Origin of the sequence: Phocaeicola coprocola DSM 17136 (assembly GCF_000154845.1) — a bacterium.
Classification (GTDB): domain Bacteria; phylum Bacteroidota; class Bacteroidia; order Bacteroidales; family Bacteroidaceae; genus Phocaeicola; species Phocaeicola coprocola.
In genome coordinates this window covers 18,122-32,896 of the sequence record NZ_DS981478.1, presented here as the reverse complement: position 1 = coordinate 32,896, position 14,775 = coordinate 18,122, and the positions used below count along the sequence as shown (strand labels likewise).

The 14,775-nt window shown below is 57.6% G+C and carries 17 protein-coding genes; all 17 read right to left on the bottom strand.

What is annotated here, in order from left to right; genetic code table 11:
- Positions 1–199: 199 nt before the first annotated feature.
- Positions 200–2,152 (bottom strand): DUF4116 domain-containing protein, encoded by a 1,953-nt coding sequence (locus BACCOP_RS09530; protein WP_007559024.1) that lies wholly within the window; start codon positions 2,150–2,152, stop codon positions 200–202.
- A 63-nt stretch (positions 2,153–2,215) separates the two neighbouring features.
- Positions 2,216–2,659, bottom strand: coding sequence for a DUF3872 domain-containing protein (locus BACCOP_RS09525; protein ID WP_004295445.1), 444 nt, complete (start codon positions 2,657–2,659; stop codon positions 2,216–2,218).
- Between the two features lie 13 nt (positions 2,660–2,672).
- Positions 2,673–3,257 (bottom strand): conjugal transfer protein TraO, encoded by a 585-nt coding sequence (locus tag BACCOP_RS09520; protein ID WP_004319140.1) that lies wholly within the window; start codon positions 3,255–3,257, stop codon positions 2,673–2,675.
- A 1-nt stretch (position 3,258) separates the two neighbouring features.
- On the bottom strand, positions 3,259–4,179 hold the full coding sequence (traN, locus tag BACCOP_RS09515) for a conjugative transposon protein TraN (protein WP_004303795.1): 921 nt from the start codon (positions 4,177–4,179) through the stop codon (positions 3,259–3,261).
- Between the two features lie 72 nt (positions 4,180–4,251).
- Positions 4,252–5,532: a conjugative transposon protein TraM gene (gene traM, locus BACCOP_RS09510; RefSeq protein WP_007559021.1), complete on the bottom strand. Its 1,281-nt coding sequence runs from the start codon at positions 5,530–5,532 to the stop codon at positions 4,252–4,254.
- On the bottom strand, positions 5,507–5,806 hold the full coding sequence (locus BACCOP_RS09505) for a TraL conjugative transposon family protein (RefSeq protein WP_004295449.1): 300 nt from the start codon (positions 5,804–5,806) through the stop codon (positions 5,507–5,509). The genes traM and BACCOP_RS09505 overlap by 26 nt, the downstream gene beginning before the upstream one ends.
- A gap of 4 nt (positions 5,807–5,810) precedes the next feature.
- Entirely contained in the window at positions 5,811–6,434 is a 624-nt protein-coding gene (traK, locus tag BACCOP_RS09500; protein WP_004295450.1) for a conjugative transposon protein TraK, read from the bottom strand.
- Between the two features lie 11 nt (positions 6,435–6,445).
- Positions 6,446–7,495, bottom strand: coding sequence for a conjugative transposon protein TraJ (gene traJ / locus BACCOP_RS09495; RefSeq protein WP_007559019.1), 1,050 nt, complete (start codon positions 7,493–7,495; stop codon positions 6,446–6,448).
- Between the two features lie 19 nt (positions 7,496–7,514).
- Positions 7,515–8,135: a DUF4141 domain-containing protein gene (locus tag BACCOP_RS09490; RefSeq protein WP_004295452.1), complete on the bottom strand. Its 621-nt coding sequence runs from the start codon at positions 8,133–8,135 to the stop codon at positions 7,515–7,517.
- A gap of 35 nt (positions 8,136–8,170) precedes the next feature.
- Positions 8,171–8,485 carry a DUF3876 domain-containing protein gene (locus BACCOP_RS09485; RefSeq protein ID WP_004303798.1) on the bottom strand — a complete coding sequence of 105 codons (315 nt, stop codon included), beginning with the start codon at positions 8,483–8,485 and terminating at the stop codon, positions 8,171–8,173.
- Between the two features lie 14 nt (positions 8,486–8,499).
- On the bottom strand, positions 8,500–10,995 hold the full coding sequence (locus BACCOP_RS09480; RefSeq protein ID WP_007559015.1) for a TraG family conjugative transposon ATPase: 2,496 nt from the start codon (positions 10,993–10,995) through the stop codon (positions 8,500–8,502).
- On the bottom strand, positions 10,992–11,318 hold the full coding sequence (locus BACCOP_RS09475) for a DUF4133 domain-containing protein (RefSeq protein ID WP_029429442.1): 327 nt from the start codon (positions 11,316–11,318) through the stop codon (positions 10,992–10,994). The genes BACCOP_RS09480 and BACCOP_RS09475 overlap by 4 nt, the downstream gene beginning before the upstream one ends.
- A gap of 20 nt (positions 11,319–11,338) precedes the next feature.
- The gene (locus tag BACCOP_RS09470; protein WP_004319158.1) at positions 11,339–11,641 is read right to left on the bottom strand and encodes a DUF4134 domain-containing protein; all 303 of its coding nucleotides are present in this window, start codon (positions 11,639–11,641) and stop codon (positions 11,339–11,341) included.
- Between the two features lie 145 nt (positions 11,642–11,786).
- The gene (locus BACCOP_RS09465; protein ID WP_007559012.1) at positions 11,787–12,527 is read right to left on the bottom strand and encodes a hypothetical protein; all 741 of its coding nucleotides are present in this window, start codon (positions 12,525–12,527) and stop codon (positions 11,787–11,789) included.
- A complete protein-coding gene (locus BACCOP_RS19800) occupies positions 12,524–12,943 on the bottom strand; it encodes a DUF3408 domain-containing protein (protein ID WP_004295458.1) in 420 nt (139 codons plus the stop codon). Before BACCOP_RS19800 ends, BACCOP_RS09465 begins: the two co-directional genes overlap by 4 nt.
- A gap of 41 nt (positions 12,944–12,984) precedes the next feature.
- Positions 12,985–13,407 carry a DUF3408 domain-containing protein gene (locus tag BACCOP_RS09455; RefSeq protein ID WP_004295459.1) on the bottom strand — a complete coding sequence of 141 codons (423 nt, stop codon included), beginning with the start codon at positions 13,405–13,407 and terminating at the stop codon, positions 12,985–12,987.
- A gap of 6 nt (positions 13,408–13,413) precedes the next feature.
- A complete protein-coding gene (locus BACCOP_RS09450) occupies positions 13,414–14,166 on the bottom strand; it encodes a ParA family protein (RefSeq protein ID WP_007559008.1) in 753 nt (250 codons plus the stop codon).
- Positions 14,167–14,775: the final 609 nt, after the last annotated feature.

Genomic DNA, 14,775 nt, shown 5'->3' with positions numbered 1-14,775 from the left:
GAGAACTACCCATTATTTTGCGAGCGGATTAAAATTTGGCTGTTTTCAATGCCCCACCATAATGTGTTCCTTCCGTATGTAAATCGCCCGGCGGCACGCCGCCGGAGGATTCGATTGCAAATATAACGATTTCATTCGGGTATCGGCGACAACACGTGCGATTTTTAACAACCTTCCTGCCAAAGAACTACCCGCCGTCCTACAATTTCGGCCCCCGGGCGGGTTTGCGGGGCGCGACCTTCGGCTGCGCCTTCTTCTCCCTGGGCGGTTCGACGATCCGCAGTTTGAGTTTCTCCGTCTTACGGTCGTAACGCACCTCGCAGCAGTCAATCTCACCCGCAACCGACGTCCACACGTTGTTCACACGCACCGCGCCGCCCGAGTAGAGGGTCTTGTATTGTTCGTATTCGAGCGGCTGCCGCAATTTCGCGTCCACCTGACGGTGGAACGAGTAGATATTACGTCCCTTTGCTATTTCGTCGGGAACGTAAACCCGCAACTCGGGATGGGCGGCCTCGGCATAGAGGCACAGATCCGCCGTGCGAAGCTCCCTCGGAACCCACTGGATCATCCTCGGGTCGCCCCGCACGGCCGTATCGGCCACGAGCGGCGTGATGGCCCTCTGGGGAATGTCGTACAGCACCCCCGCATCCTTGCGAACGGCCTCCAACGCCACCTCCTCCGTTACAAGCCGGCGGTTCAGGTGCAGGACACTCATCAACCGGTGTATCTGCTGCGGGTCGTCCTGCTCGCGGAACACCTGCAAGACCAGGGCGGGGTCGCTCAACGCGCTGATAACCGAGAAATCGGTTTTGTCCTTCCCGTAGGTACGCTCGAAAGCCTCCCGGCTCATCTCCGGCGTCCGGGCTTCGCGGGGGACGCCTTTCAGGTTTTGCGGGTTCTCCCGCACCAGGCTCATGTATAGATCCGGGCTTTTCATGCTCTCGGGCAGGTGGGCGATGGCATAGGGACTGCGCCGTATGGCCTCCATGCACAACTCCGGCGTTTTCCACTTCTCGGGGACATATTGCAGGTAGCTCCCGTCGTGCCAGACGGCCCGGCGGCACATCTCCTCGTTCTTGGCGTGGTCGGGAAGGTTGTAGAACAGCTCCGGCTCCAGGGCGAAAATTTCCCGGGCCACCCTCGGCGTGAGGAACCAGGGGTTCATGTTCTCCAAAAAATCGAAGGTCTTATCGTAATTCGTGCAATAGAACCCCAACACTTTCAGGTGTATCTCCTCGAAGGGGATATAGCGGAGGACACGCAGGTCGTCGGTACGGGCCAACGCCCGGTTGCAGACCTCCGGCGTGAGCTGTTCGGGGTTGAAAAAGCGGATGGCCAGGGGATCGCGCTCCAGCGCCATCCCGCACAGACGGTCGGTTTTCAGATGTTTCGGAACGTACTCCAGTGCCAGGTAGTTCGAGGACACGGCGGCCTCGCAGACCCGTTCCGTGCGTAATTCCTCCGGCACTTCATGGAGCAGGATGCCGTCCCCGCTGACGGCACGCAGGCAGACTGCCTCCGTGCGCAGTTCCACCGGCACGAGCGAAAGGCAGGACGCGTCCATCCCCACGCCGTGAAGGGCCAGTTCCCCGGTCATGACCTCCGGGGCAATGGAGGCGAAAATCTCGAACTTGTCCACGAACGACATCCCGAATTTTTTCAGCCCTTCCAGGCATATATCGGGATACGGAATGTAAGGGAGTATCTTGTAATCGGCACTGTCCACCGCTTTCAACGCCGCACGGCATATTTGCGGCGTCCTCAATTCCCCGGGGACGGCCTCCAGCACCAGACCGTTGCGCTTCACGGCCGTCATGCACAGTTCGGGGGTCTTCAACCCCTCCGGAACGTAATACAGCGCGTAGCTGTTGCTATCGACGGCGGCACGGCACATTTTCGGTGTCTTCAGACGGTCAGGGACGAATTTCAGTGTTTCGCCCCGGTGGCCGGCCGCGGCAAGACAAAGTTCCGGCGTTTTCATCGCTTCGGGAACGAACTCGATGTTGAAAGCCGATTTCTTGATGGCGAAACGGCAGACTTCCGCCGTTTTCCGATCCTCGGGCAGCGTCTCGAAAAGGTTCTCGCGCCACGGGTTCTCGTACACCCCCGTATCGAGATAGGCTATATCTATTCTCTCTTGCTCTGTCATGGTTTTCAGTATTTATGGAAAGCGCCCGGGTGACGGGCGCTTCTCTTGGTTAGACATATTACGTTATCGTTCCGTTTCCTCCGTCCCGTTCTCGCTCTGGAACGTGAAGGAGGTCTTCACGACCTGACCCGTGTTGTCCTCGACATAGACGTCGATGGTCTGCTGGTCATCGCTGCGCGATGTGTAATAGAGGCGGAACACCTCACGGTCGAGCGGATAGCGGTCGTTGGGCAGGAACACCGTACCGTCGTCCATCCTCAACTCACCGCGCCCGTCGGGCTGGAAATAGCGGATCGTGTAACGCGCGCCGTCATATCTCCCCTCCCGCACGAGCGTGCAGCGGATTTCAGCGGTTTCACCAACGGAGATTCGCTTCTGAACGGGCATCGTTTCCAGAGAGAACGTGTACGCCTGCTGTATATCCAGCCCGTTGTCGCAGGATGCGCATAAAAGACCCAGGGCGGCGATCCAGACCGCCAGGGCCAATATCTTTTTCATCTTTTTCATGTCGCTTGCAAGTTTAATGGATTATGAATTTCACGCCCAGGCCGAACTGCGCGTGGAAATGTCCCGTTGTAGTGCCCCATAGGATACGCTCACGCCCCGTCAGCGAGAGGATAATCCTGTCGGTCAGGTACGCATCGACCTCCAGCGTGACGGCCCCGCCATAGAGGAAACGGTCGCGGTGGCGGAGCGTAGAGCCGTCATAGAGCCGCCTCTCGCCCCGGTTCACGCTCTCGTAACCGGCCAGCGCCGAGCCGCCGAGGTAGAAGAAAAAAGTCCTGGACGGGTCGGCGAGGAACTTGTAATAGTAACCTCCCTCGGCCGTGAACTGCGCCACCGGGATACGTTCCGACTTGTAGGGGTAATAACGGTTCAGGAACTCCGCGCCGAACACCCACTTGTCGGCATTCTTCGCGTAGCGGCTCATGGCCAGCCCGAACCAGTAGCCCGTTTCGCTGCGGCTGTCCCGGGTATAGAAGCCGTCGGCCATGCCTCCCCGTATTTCCAGCCCGCGCATGGCGGGCAGGGCACGCTGGGCGTGCGCCCCGTCCGAAAGGAGGAGGCATAACCCCAGCGTGAGAATGAATATCGCCCGTTTCATATCACTTTACCTTTAACTCGTTGATAACACGTGCGCGCACCAGGTCGGCATTCTCCACCGTGAAAGTCTGGTGTCGCCCGCCTTGCTGCTCGTGCAGTTCCACGACCAGCTGCTTGTCGTCGGCCAGCGTGAACTTCGGGAGCGTGAAGACCATGCGCTCGGTACGCTTGCCGCCGATGACCTGCACGTTGTTGTACGCACGCACGGGCCATACGACCTGCTCCTGGATGGCCGTGCGTTTGGCCACCTTCTTGTCCGTAATCTTGAACGTCAGGTAGTCCACGTTGAAAGGCACGTTGGAGGAGTTTTTCAGTTGGAGGTGGAAATAAAGCAGGTCGTTATGCACGTAGATACCTTTGAGGAGGTATTGTACCCCGAAACGCTTGCAACCGATATGCTTGATCTCGCGGCGGTCATTCTTGTAAATGGACTGCATGATCAGTTTGACCAGCAGCGGAGATTCGCATCCCAACTCCTGCAAATAGATGTCCAGCGCGTTATTGGGGCGGTTTACCGCCTCCCCGTCATGCAGGAAGTCCGCCATCTCGACCGACAGTTTCACCGGCTCGTCGGCATACTTGACATTGAAGCTGTAATAGGCCCCGTCCTCGGTAATGACCGAAAGGTTGCTCTCGCGCGAGAAATCACGCAGGGCCGCCTTTACACGCAGCACGTTTTCCGTGCCGTCGGCTTTCGCCGCCAGAAGATCCGAAGACCCCAGATCGACGTAACGGATGGCCGAGGGGAAAATCACATGAACGGTCTTGCTGAACGTCACCTCCAGCGCGTAGGGCGGGATAACCCGGTTGAAGGTCAGCGGACGGGTAAGACCGTCGTACAAATCGCCCGTGGAGGGCTTTTCCTGCGCGTGGGCAGCGAACATGCACCCGATAAAAGCGAGTGCCAGAAGAATCTTTTTCATACTCGATAAATTTTTGATTGTTGATAAAAATGGATTTTTTCAGTGGTGTACGGAAGTACGTCGTTTGTACCCTTATTGAAGGGGCGGGAGCAGCAGGACGCTGTAACCGGCCTTGAGCGTGACCTTGACCGAGCGCATCTTCTTGCTCACGTATTGCGACACGCCCTGGATGGCGCTGCGCCCCAGGTCGGAGAGCAGTTGCGAACCGGCATCGTCCGTGATCGTGATACTGCTGCCCATGCCCGCGCCCATATTGGCGGCGATCTCCTTCACGGCATTGAGTTCTTCCGACCCCGGCACGGGAATACCCTCGTTGCCGTTCGTGTCATAGACCGACAGATCGACCGGAACGACCGCCCCGCCGTGCTGGACAGCGCTGACCTTGACCGTCAGCCGTTCACCGTTGATCCTCGCCGCCCCCGTTACGGGCGTACCCGAGGGGATGAGCAGATCTCCCGCCATCATCGGTTCCAGCAGCCGGAAAGTAACCTCCCCGCCATCGGTGAGCGTCACGGTTTGCTGCACGGCGGCACGGATACTGTTGCGCTCGGGCTCGCGAAGGTCGCTCCCCACCGTGTTGAAACCCCAGTTCCGGGGCTTGACGAACTCACGGGCGAAGACCGAATCGGGCAGCGGGGCGGCAAGCAGCGACACGATGTTACGGCGCACCTGGCGCACGGGCTGCACGGAAGCCTTGCCGGAAACGGAGGCTTTCTGACGCGGGGCTTCAGGGGCCTGACCGCCGTTCATGTAGCGGGCGGCGATCTCGTAGGACTTCTCCAGCAGCGCCACCTGCTCCTCCTGGGCCGTTTTCTGCGCCTGCTGTTCTTCCAGGCGGCGTTCCAGTTCCTCGATGCGGGCCTGCATCTCGCGCTCTTCCCCCGTTTCACCGGCGGTCTCCTCGTAGAAACTGCCTAACTGGCGGTTGATGTCGGCATAGGCGGCACGGGAAGTCCGGAAAGCTCCCGACGAACCGCCGGCAGGGCCGGAAGACTTATCCGGCACGGCAGCGGGCATGACGGGCTCTTCCTCCTCGTCCTCCATCCCGAACGCGAAATCCTGCAAGGAGCGCATCTTTTCCCGCTCCCTGCGCCGCATCTCCTCCTGCACGTAGGCATCACGCTTGTCCGAGAGGATACCCTCCGATTCCGGGGTCGGCAGCTCCGTGTTGAAACCCGCCGAAGGCTCCTCCCGTTCTTTTTCGCCGGGGGAGAAGATCAGCCACATGCACCCGGCAAAGGCCAGGAAAAAGAGCGGGAAGACCACCATCTTCTTCCGCATCTGTATCTGCCGGGGCGTGAGTTCCTTTTTCCCCGCCTCCGGCTGTTTATTCTGTTTTTCGTTCGTCGTCATAATTGAAATCTTTTAGATGTTTTACACTGTCGGCCTCCTGCCGTTGTCTTAATTCCAGCTCCAGCCGCTCGATATGCCGTATCTGCATCCGTTCCCCGGCTCCCTTGCCGAAGCGGTAGATGGAAGACACGGTAAAGTAGAGCGACAAGACGGAAAAGAACAAGAGCAGCGTGAGGATCACGATAATCCGCTTATCGGGCGAGAGCGCCCCGCAAGCGCGGCGCAGGTGGTCTTCGACCCACTCCCCGAAAGCCTTTATTCTCTTCTTTGCCATAGCCTTATCTTTTTAATGTACGTAAATCGCGGTTCTCCAGAATCTCGAATTTCTCCATGATGAAACCCTGCGGGTTATTGTCCGAACGCCCCGAGTTGATCAGCTCGCAGCGCGTGACCAGCGAACGCTCGGTGATGTTGCTCTCGCGGACAATCATTTGCCGGGCATAGGTCATGGCCCGGTAGGGATAGGCGTTGAAGTCGCACACCACGGAGTCCACCTCGATACGCTGGCTGATGTTCCCCGACACCACACGGTTGTAGTAACCTTTCTCCTGCATGTCCTGGTAATAGGCGAAGGCGCTCTTATCGACCAGGAACAGCGCGCGGTTGATGTTGCTCTCGATGGCCGCACGGTCGGGCGAGAGGGTGAAGAACAACTCGTGAAAACGCCGGATATGTTCGCGCGCCTCCACGGGGCGGTTCTGGCTCAAATCCTGCGAGAGCGCCAGCATCAGCGACTTGCCCCCGTCCAGGACGTAGATCTTCTCGCGCTGCTTTTCGGCGAAACGGAAGCTCGCGACCACGCTGAACACGGATACCAGCGCGCACAGGCAGAGGAACACGATACCGAAAAGCCGAATCTGCCTGAAACTTGTTTCGATGTTTTTTAATGACTTGAATTCCATTGTCCAAATTGTTATGAATGATTATTGTTACCTTGTGTTGCCAGGTTGCGCCCGTTGGGGGCACTGCCCGAAGCCGGGCCACCGCCGCGACGCCCGAACGTGCGGCCGATCATGTTGCCGGCGATACCGCCAGCGACACCCGTGGCGAATGCCCCGGCCTTGTTGATACCGCCCATAGCCCCGCCGGCTCCGCCCGACTGGATCACCCACTCGGCAACGGTGGGGATCGTGAAATAGCCTATGATACCTATAATCAAAAAGATAATATAGACACCGCTGCCGCTGTCGGGAATGTAATTGGGGTCTTGCAGGGCCAGGACGTCCGCCTGGAGCATCAACGTCTGGATCTTGGCCAGCACCGCGGAGAACAGGTCGGCGATGGGAAGCCAAAGGTACACGCTGATATAGCGGGAAATCCAGCTCGCGAGCGTCGAGTGGAAGCCGTCGTAAATGGAGAGGGCGAACGACAAGGGCCCCAGAATCGACAGCACGACTAAAAAGAATGTCCGCAGCGTGTCGATGGTAAGCCCCGCGGCGTTGAACAACAACTCGAAGAAGTCCCGGACAAGCTGCCGGAAACCGGCCTTGATGTCGTACCACGTGCGTTCGGCCCACATGCTGATAATCTCGCCCAAGTCCGTGATACCCATATCCGCAAGCCGTTGTTCATACACCTCGTCGTCCACTAACCAAGCCTTGCCCTCGCGCCTGCGGGCCTCGGCTTCCAAATCGTCCTTCTGTTGCTGGTATGCCTGCAAATCCAATGTCTGCCCCTCCAGTATGGCGTGCGTGCCCTGCACCACGGGCGACATCACGGCGTTGATCGTCCCCAGAACCACGGTGGGAAAGAACATCACGCACAAGCCGATGGCGAAAGGCCGCAGGAGCGGGAACACGTCGATAGGCTCCGCGCTGGCCAGTGCCTTCCATACCCGGTAAGCCACGTAAAAGAGCGCACCCAGGCCGGCGATACCTTTCGCCACCCCGATCATGTCGCCGCATAGCGGCATCATCTCCTGATACAGGTTCCGGAGAACCTGGTGTAAATTGTCGAAATCCATGACTGCCTCCGTTTTCAGGTTACCAATATCTGTCGTTCGGGTTCCCGTAAAGTGCCAGCACCCGGTGCGCGTCGCCCTTTTCGCGGCTGCGGATGAAGGACACGGAGATGGTCTTGCGCGTGTAATAGCGCGTGAGGTTGCGGTACTCCAGCATCTTCGTGTAAACCTGATCCACCACGTCCATCCGCTCCTTGTCCGAGAGCGAGAGGCCGTTGCCGCCGGTTATGACCGTCTTGAGTTCCGCCACCAGCGCACCGCCCTCCTCCAGCAATCGGGCGTAACCCGCCGAGATCGCCGCCAGCTCGTCCACCGTGAAGTTCGGGTCTGAAACCATACGGTTGAATCCCGAGGTGTAGATTTCCGTGATCTCGCTGACCATTTCGAGCGTCAGCTTCACCTTCCGGGCATCCTTGATGATGTTATGCACCGATTTGAGGGCGTCGTAGTAAGCCTTGCTCTGGTTATAAATCTTGATACTCTCTTGCAGCGACTTGACCATGTTGGTCGCCGTGGTCGAGCTTTGAACCGCGCTCTTGATGTTCTGAACGAGGTTCGACGGGTCGATGACCGTCCACTGCGCTTTTGCCTGGTACGTGAAGCAAAGAAGCCCCACGAACAGCGTTAAAATCAATCGTTTCATCCTTTTCATTATTTAATTCGTGAATACTTGGGCGGTCATTCCGACGCCCGATAATAATCCCCGTAGGCGGAGAGCTGGAGCACCTCGCGCCCCGCATCGTAGGCCAGGGCGACATACCCGTAGAGGTCGAAGTAACGGATACCTCCCCAATACTTCCTCACGGGACGGGAGAAGCGTGTCCCGTCCTTGTAGGACACCTCCACGTAAAAACCGCCGCCCCGGCGTCCCGGGTTGCGGTAGATGCGAACCCGGGGAGAACCCGAGCGGCTTTCCCACTCGCCCGCCACCTCGTACAGCGCGAAGTCCAAACGCGCCGCCGTGGGGTCTGATCCGATACACTTGCGATACATGGCCTGCCCTCCCTTTAACGTTTGCCCTCGGCGAGCTGCCTGATCGCCAGTTCCATATCACCGCCCAGCTCCCCGGCAAGCCGCTGTACCTCCACTTTCTCCGTTTCCTCGGTCGTGTAGGCCAGGTACTCCGGGACGCTGACCTCCGTGGCATAGACCGCCGACTGAACGCCGCCCAGACCGATCCAGACCTCCTTGTATTTACGGGAAGGGTCGTTGGACTGGTTGATCGAGAGAATCTGCGCCTTCTCCTTGTCGGTCAGTCCCAACAAGGACTGAATCGCGTCGAAACGGTTCATGAACTTGCGCTGGTCGAGCAGGATCTTGCAGTCCGAGTTGTTGATGATCGCCTCCTTGACCACCGGGCTGGAAATGATGTCCTCGACCTCCTGCGTCACAACGATGGCCTCACCGTAGTATTTGCGGACGGTTTTATACATATAACGCAGATATTCAGCCATATTGGCCGTAGAGAGCGCCTTCCAGGCCTCCTCGACGATGAGCTGTTTGCGTACCCCCTTGAGCCGTCTCATCTTGTTTATGAAAGCCTCCATGATGATAATGGTGACCACGGGAAAAAGCTCCTTGTTTTCCTTGATGGAATCCACCTCGAAGACCACGAAGCGCTTCGAGAGCAGGTCGATGTTGGCCCGGGAGTTCAGAAGGAAGTCGTAGCGTCCGCCCTTATAATACTGCCGCAGGGTGATGAGCATGTTGTCGATGTTGAAATCCTCGCGGCTGACCCGGATCTCCCGCTCCTCCAGCTCGCGGCGGTAGTCGTCCCGCAGGTACTCGTAGAAACTGTCAAAACACGGCACGATATTCCGGTCGGCGCGGATACGCTCGATATAGGCGTTCACGGCACTGCCCAGCTCGCCGCTCTCGGTCTTCGTGATCTTGTCGTCCTCGGTTTTCCAGAGTGTCAGCAGCAGCGTCTTGATGCTGTCCTTCTTCTCCACGTCGAAATAGTAGTCGTCGGTGTAGAACGGGTTGAAACTGATGGGATGTTCCTCGGTATAGGTAAAATACACGCCGTCCTCACCTTTGGTCTTACGCCGGATCAGCTCGCAAAGACCCTGGTAGCTGTTACCGGTATCCACCAGCACGACATGCGTGCCCTGCTCCCAGTATTGGCGGACTAAATGATTCATAAAGAATGACTTGCCTGACCCCGAGCCGCCTAACACGAATTTATTCCGGTTGGTAATGATCCCTTTTTTCATCGGTTCGTCCGAGATGTCCAGGTGCAGGGGCCTGCCGCTTATGCGGTCGCACAGCTTGATGCCGAAAGGACTGGACGAGGATTTATAGTTGGTTTCCTCCGTGAAGAAACAGACCGCGGGCTCGATGAACGTGTAGAACGATTCCTCGGCGGGGAAATCCCCCGCATTGCCCGGCATACCCGCCCAGTAGAGCGTGGCGGCATCCACGGTGTTGTGGCGCGGGCGGCACTCCATCAGAGCGAGCTGGCTGCCCACATCATTGCGGATATGCCGGAGCTCCTGCACGTCGTCCGACCAGGCCAGCACGTTGAAATGGGCCCGGACGGATTGAAGACCGAACGAGTGCGCCTCGTTGAGATACTGGTCGATCCACTCCTTGTTTATCTGGTTCCCGCGGGAGTAGCGGGAAAGGGACTGCATGTTACGCGCACGTTTCTCGAACATACGCAGGTTTTCGTCGCTGTCTTCCAGGAACACGTACTGGTTGTAAAGGTGGTCGCAGGAAAGCAGAAGCCCCACGGGGGCCGCGAACGAGAGCAGGCAGTCCGAACGGTCGGTGGAAAGACGCTCGTAACGGGTGTCCGTACCCACGCGCCCCGGCAGGTCTTCCGTGTCCGAGAGCGTGTGCAGGCACACCCGTTTGTTGCCCACGCGCAGAACCTCGGCCCCCAGCTCGATGTCCTGAAGAGAAGTCGTCTCCGAGAGCGAGAGGGAAAAGTACCGCTCCAGCAGGCCCGGACAATCCGCCGTACCCGTGATCTCGTCCCCCGTGAGGCGGACAAGGGCCAAGAAACCCGAATCGTTCAGAATACGCTCGAACTGTTCCGCCGCCTCCAGGAATTTTGTCGCCGATTCCCGGTTTACCTCTTTGGGAATGATGTTGCCCCGGCAGAGGGTCGAGAAGTCTGAACGCATGTGCATACGCTCCCTCGTCGTTTTCGTCAGGTAGAGGAAGCAGGCGTGGGTCAGGAACGGACGCTCGTTGAAATGCCGCTCGTAACTGCGGGAGAGGAAACTCATGTCCCCCTCGCCCGTGGCCGGGCGGTAACGCTCGCGGATGAACCAGTCCTGCTTGTGTACCACGCTGTATTCGGGCAAGACCTTCAGGGCCTTGCACCAGGCGGCGTGGATCGCCTCGTACTCGGCGGACGTGACGGTGAACAGCTCCGGGAGTTCGACCCGATAGACGACCGTTATGTCCGCGTCCTTGCTGATGATACAACCGCCTTCCACGGCCAGGAGCGGGAACTTGCTTTCCAGCGTGGTGGCTTTCAAGAGGTTTCTCATACGCGGCCCCCCTTTCTTTTCAGCAACCGGCGCAGGGACTTGCGGTTGAGCAGGTAGCGGGGATGCCGGCGCGCGGCGAGCAGCTTCATCAGCCCGTGTTCCCCGTAACGGGTGTTCAGGCGGAAGGTAAGCCAGACCAGCACCGAAGCCGCCGCAACGCCGAAAGCGATACATACCCACTGATCGACCCCTGCCATGTAGAGGATGACGAACACCACGAAGACGGCCAGCAGGCCGCCCGCGAAGATGAAGAGGTACTGCGCCTTCAGGCCCCGGAACTCCACGCTCTTGCCGATTCCCTTGTTGATTCCATATTCCATAATTATTTGCATGACAGGTTGGACTACAAGAAGAAAGAGCGTAGGATCGTCGCGGCGACAATCAGGAAAATACACGCGCCGAACCAGCTCGCGGCGGTCTTCGACGTGTCGGGGTCGCCGCTCGAAAACTTGTTATAGACCTTGATGCCCCCGATAAGGCCGACCACAGCCCCCACAGCGTACACGAGTTTCGTGCCGGGGTCGAAGTAGCTGGTTACCATGTTGGTAGCCTCCGTAATGCCGGCGATGCCGTTGCCCTGCGCGAAAGCGGAGGAGATGGCGGCAAAGAGAAATGCCGCCGGAAGAAGAATCTTGTTCTTTCTCATAACTCGATAATGTTTGAATTGTGGCGCGGGGATGGATAGGCCCCGCACCGGGTTAAACTTCTTGATTCGTTTTTTTTCAGTGGTTCGAGGATAGCCTCACGCGCTACCCGTAGTCTTTTTCTTTCATCGTGATGTCATTATGGGGTTAAACAAACTCACGGACGTCGAAACCCGTGGGAACCGAACCCTGCGGAGATGGGCTTTCCGCAGACCTCTCGGACATACGCCGGTGAAAAGCCGAGAGGTAGGTGTCGATCAGGGATTTTACCCTGTCGTTCCCGTCGGGGCAGCCCGAAACGATGACCTCGAACATGTCGGTCTGTTTCAGGCCCAGGAGGACACGTCCCGTTTCCTCCCTTTGCTCGTCTGTTGAAGGTGGATCGTGTACCACGTGGCGGTAGGCTTCGCCCATCTGTTCAAAACTAACCCCCTGGGCAAGCGAGCGGCCCAAAAGGGGCAGCTCTTCGGTGTCGTCTTCATCCTCGTCATAATCCGGCTCCTCCGCGTCCGCATCCGGGAAAGATTCATCGTACAGCGGAAAGTCGATTTCCAGAGGTTCGTTAGGCTCCCCCTCGGGAGCGACACCGAACACTTCATCCAGGTCTTCCGGCGGAATCTGCCGGGGGTGTTCGGGTACATTCGTGGGCACAAATATATCGGCTTTTTCCGTAACTTTTTCAGTTTCAGATTCTACGGCAGCTTGTGGCCGGGAGTGGCGCAAGTCGAGGACAAAGCGGCTCCTGCCGATGATCTCCTGCCGGCAGGGCGTGTCTTCGGCAACGATCCCGTCTGCCGGTTCGTTACGTTCCATCCGCCGCAGGCGGAAAAACGCCCACAAGGCATACCCCACGGCAAAGAGGGGCAGCAGCCACAACGCCCCGTTCATCGCTCCTCCGCTTTGGGTTGCCGGGAGGCCACGGCCTCACGCTCCTCGAAAAGCCGCTCGATGGTTTCCCGGTTATCGTCCAGGTGCGCCTTGAGAACCTTGTCCACGTAGGCCGTGATCGTCACGTCGCCACGACCGATGACACGGGTGATCTCGCGGATACGCTCGTGATACGACGGACGTATCTTCACGTGCTTGTTACCGGCGAAAGGCAGCCGCAGCAGGCAGATGTAACGGGCCAGGTACTCGGCCTCGGGGGTGGGGACAGTCCCCACGGCGACCTCCCCCGAAGGGCCGTCGGGGACGATAAGGGTTTTCATCCTGCGCCGGTAGCGGCACACGCGGAAGATGAAGGGCACGGCGACGCAAAGGACGGCCGCCAGGATAACAGATAAAATAATTGCTTTGTCTGACATGATGGATTGTTTTTAATGGGTTGTAAATATTGGGTTCATAACTAAAAAATATCGGAGTTCCGTTTCTTGTAGAGTTCCGAAATTTCCTCCTGATAGGTCGCGAAATGCTGCTCCAGCACATTGTCCAGGTAGCTATACAGCGAGAGTTCGTTCTTACCGATAACCTGCACTATCCGGGTTATACGCTCGTGAAACTCCTTGCGGATATACACCGTTTTGCCGCTTCGGGTATTGGAGGGGGCGTTCCGGATAAAAAGACGCTCGTAATCCTGGCCTTTCCCTCTTCGGCGGCGTCCCTCCTCTTTCGTAGCCGACGAGGAGGCGGCCTCGCCGGACGGTTCCGATAGAGCCGATGCCTCCTCCTCTTTTTCCGGCGTGTAAGGATGTAATGGCCGGTTTCGGCTTTTGGCCTGGCTGATGATGAAGGAAGCGTCCAAACCGTCGTCATGTTCTTTTCCGCTCATGAGATCCTACTTTAACAGTTCGATCAATTCATCCACGAGTTTATCCAGGTTGCTGCCCCGGATCAAAGAACGGTCTGCCGGGAAGAGCGTGGAGCGGAAGACAGAGCGACGGCTGGCGTTCTGCTCACGACGAAAACGCTTGGTGTCAGGCAAGAAGGTCTTCAGGACAGGAAGATCCAGCTCTTTCATTACCGCCTCGTAAACCTGATATAATTCTGTCTTTTCACGTCCGTCCACCATGTTCCATAGCATATACAGCCCTTTCATCCGGGACTTCTCGCGGCCCATGATATGCTCCTTTACCACAACCGCGTAATTCAGGGTGCTTTCCATGACAACCCGGTCGGCACTGATCGGGGCGACGAGATAATCCATTCCGGCCAGGGAATGAATCAGATCCTCGTTATTGATCGTACCGGGAAGGTCGAAGAACACATAATCGAAATCACCTTGCGGCAGGAGGTAGTCGGCATCGGCCAACGCCTCTTTCGTGTTGCTTTCCACGACAGGATAGGCTTTCTTTTGAAGCCGGGTGAATTGTTCGTAAGCTAACCTCTTGTAATGTTCGTCTTCGAGGGCAAGCTTCAGGTCACGTTCCCGCATCTCCACGATGGAGTGTTGGGGATAATCGCAGTCGATGACCGCGACATTGAAACCCTTTACATAGTGCAGGTAAGAGGCTGCCAGCACCGTGAGGGTGGTTTTGCCCGCTCCGCCTTTCTGGGTGGAGAAGGCCACGAATTTCGTTTTCTCTTTCATTGTTCCATGCGTTTTTAGTTATACAATCGGGTAATCGTTCATCTCTTCACGTATCCGGGCAAGTGAGGGCATGAGATTTTATGCAGGTATGCCGGCACGCATATATGCTGGTGCGCTGGCAGGCTGTTACGCCGGTATGCCGGTGCATGGGCGCGTGTCCGATTTTATACTCATGCGCAACCGCATTTGCTTATCCGGACAAAGACCCGCTTTTTCCTCTGCACACGGTGTTTTCTGCATCCGTCCGCACGTGTGCGGACAGGGGGATGTGTCATTGCCCGTATCCGTTCTCACGTGCAAAGTAAACCCTTAAAAACACGGGTTGTATGCTCTTTTTCCGCTATGGCCGCGTGTGGCGTCAAAGTGGACGCAAGTGGCGTAATCGCTTATGACACAAGTGATTGAATAGGTAGGTATCTTTGCCTCGTGAACGATCCCGACGCTAATGAAGCCGTCCTTGCCCCGTTTTACGGCGGCTCTTTCAATGTTCTGTCCGCGAGCGGGCAGAAGGTATTTGCAAAGGGCAAATAGCAAGCTGTGTTTTCTGCTGCACGATTCTCGTTTTGCAGCAGAAAACAGCTTGCCCGCAAGGGGGAGAAAGCACCTCCG

Bases quoted from the DNA above. Each gene is read 5' to 3' on its own strand.
- traJ (WP_007559019.1), bottom strand. From the start codon at position 7,495: ATGGATTTCGACAATTTACACCAGGTTCTCCGGAACCTGTATCAGGAG.
- BACCOP_RS09520 (WP_004319140.1), bottom strand. From the start codon at position 3,257: ATGAAACGGGCGATATTCATTCTCACGCTGGGGTTATGCCTCCTCCTT.
- BACCOP_RS09490 (WP_004295452.1), bottom strand. From the start codon at position 8,135: ATGAAACGATTGATTTTAACGCTGTTCGTGGGGCTTCTTTGCTTCACG.
- BACCOP_RS09465 (WP_007559012.1), bottom strand. From the start codon at position 12,527: ATGAACGGGGCGTTGTGGCTGCTGCCCCTCTTTGCCGTGGGGTATGCC.
- BACCOP_RS09450 (WP_007559008.1), bottom strand. From the start codon at position 14,166: ATGAAAGAGAAAACGAAATTCGTGGCCTTCTCCACCCAGAAAGGCGGA.
- traM (WP_007559021.1), bottom strand. From the start codon at position 5,532: ATGACGACGAACGAAAAACAGAATAAACAGCCGGAGGCGGGGAAAAAG.
- traK (WP_004295450.1), bottom strand. From the start codon at position 6,434: ATGGAATTCAAGTCATTAAAAAACATCGAAACAAGTTTCAGGCAGATT.
- BACCOP_RS19800 (WP_004295458.1), bottom strand. From the start codon at position 12,943: ATGTCAGACAAAGCAATTATTTTATCTGTTATCCTGGCGGCCGTCCTT.
- BACCOP_RS09455 (WP_004295459.1), bottom strand. From the start codon at position 13,407: ATGAGCGGAAAAGAACATGACGACGGTTTGGACGCTTCCTTCATCATC.
- BACCOP_RS09505 (WP_004295449.1), bottom strand. From the start codon at position 5,806: ATGGCAAAGAAGAGAATAAAGGCTTTCGGGGAGTGGGTCGAAGACCAC.
- BACCOP_RS09480 (WP_007559015.1), bottom strand. From the start codon at position 10,995: ATGAGAAACCTCTTGAAAGCCACCACGCTGGAAAGCAAGTTCCCGCTC.
- BACCOP_RS09525 (WP_004295445.1), bottom strand. From the start codon at position 2,659: ATGAAAAAGATGAAAAAGATATTGGCCCTGGCGGTCTGGATCGCCGCC.
- BACCOP_RS09530 (WP_007559024.1), bottom strand. From the start codon at position 2,152: ATGACAGAGCAAGAGAGAATAGATATAGCCTATCTCGATACGGGGGTG.
- traN (WP_004303795.1), bottom strand. From the start codon at position 4,179: ATGAAAAAGATTCTTCTGGCACTCGCTTTTATCGGGTGCATGTTCGCT.
- BACCOP_RS09485 (WP_004303798.1), bottom strand. From the start codon at position 8,485: ATGTATCGCAAGTGTATCGGATCAGACCCCACGGCGGCGCGTTTGGAC.
- BACCOP_RS09470 (WP_004319158.1), bottom strand. From the start codon at position 11,641: ATGAGAAAGAACAAGATTCTTCTTCCGGCGGCATTTCTCTTTGCCGCC.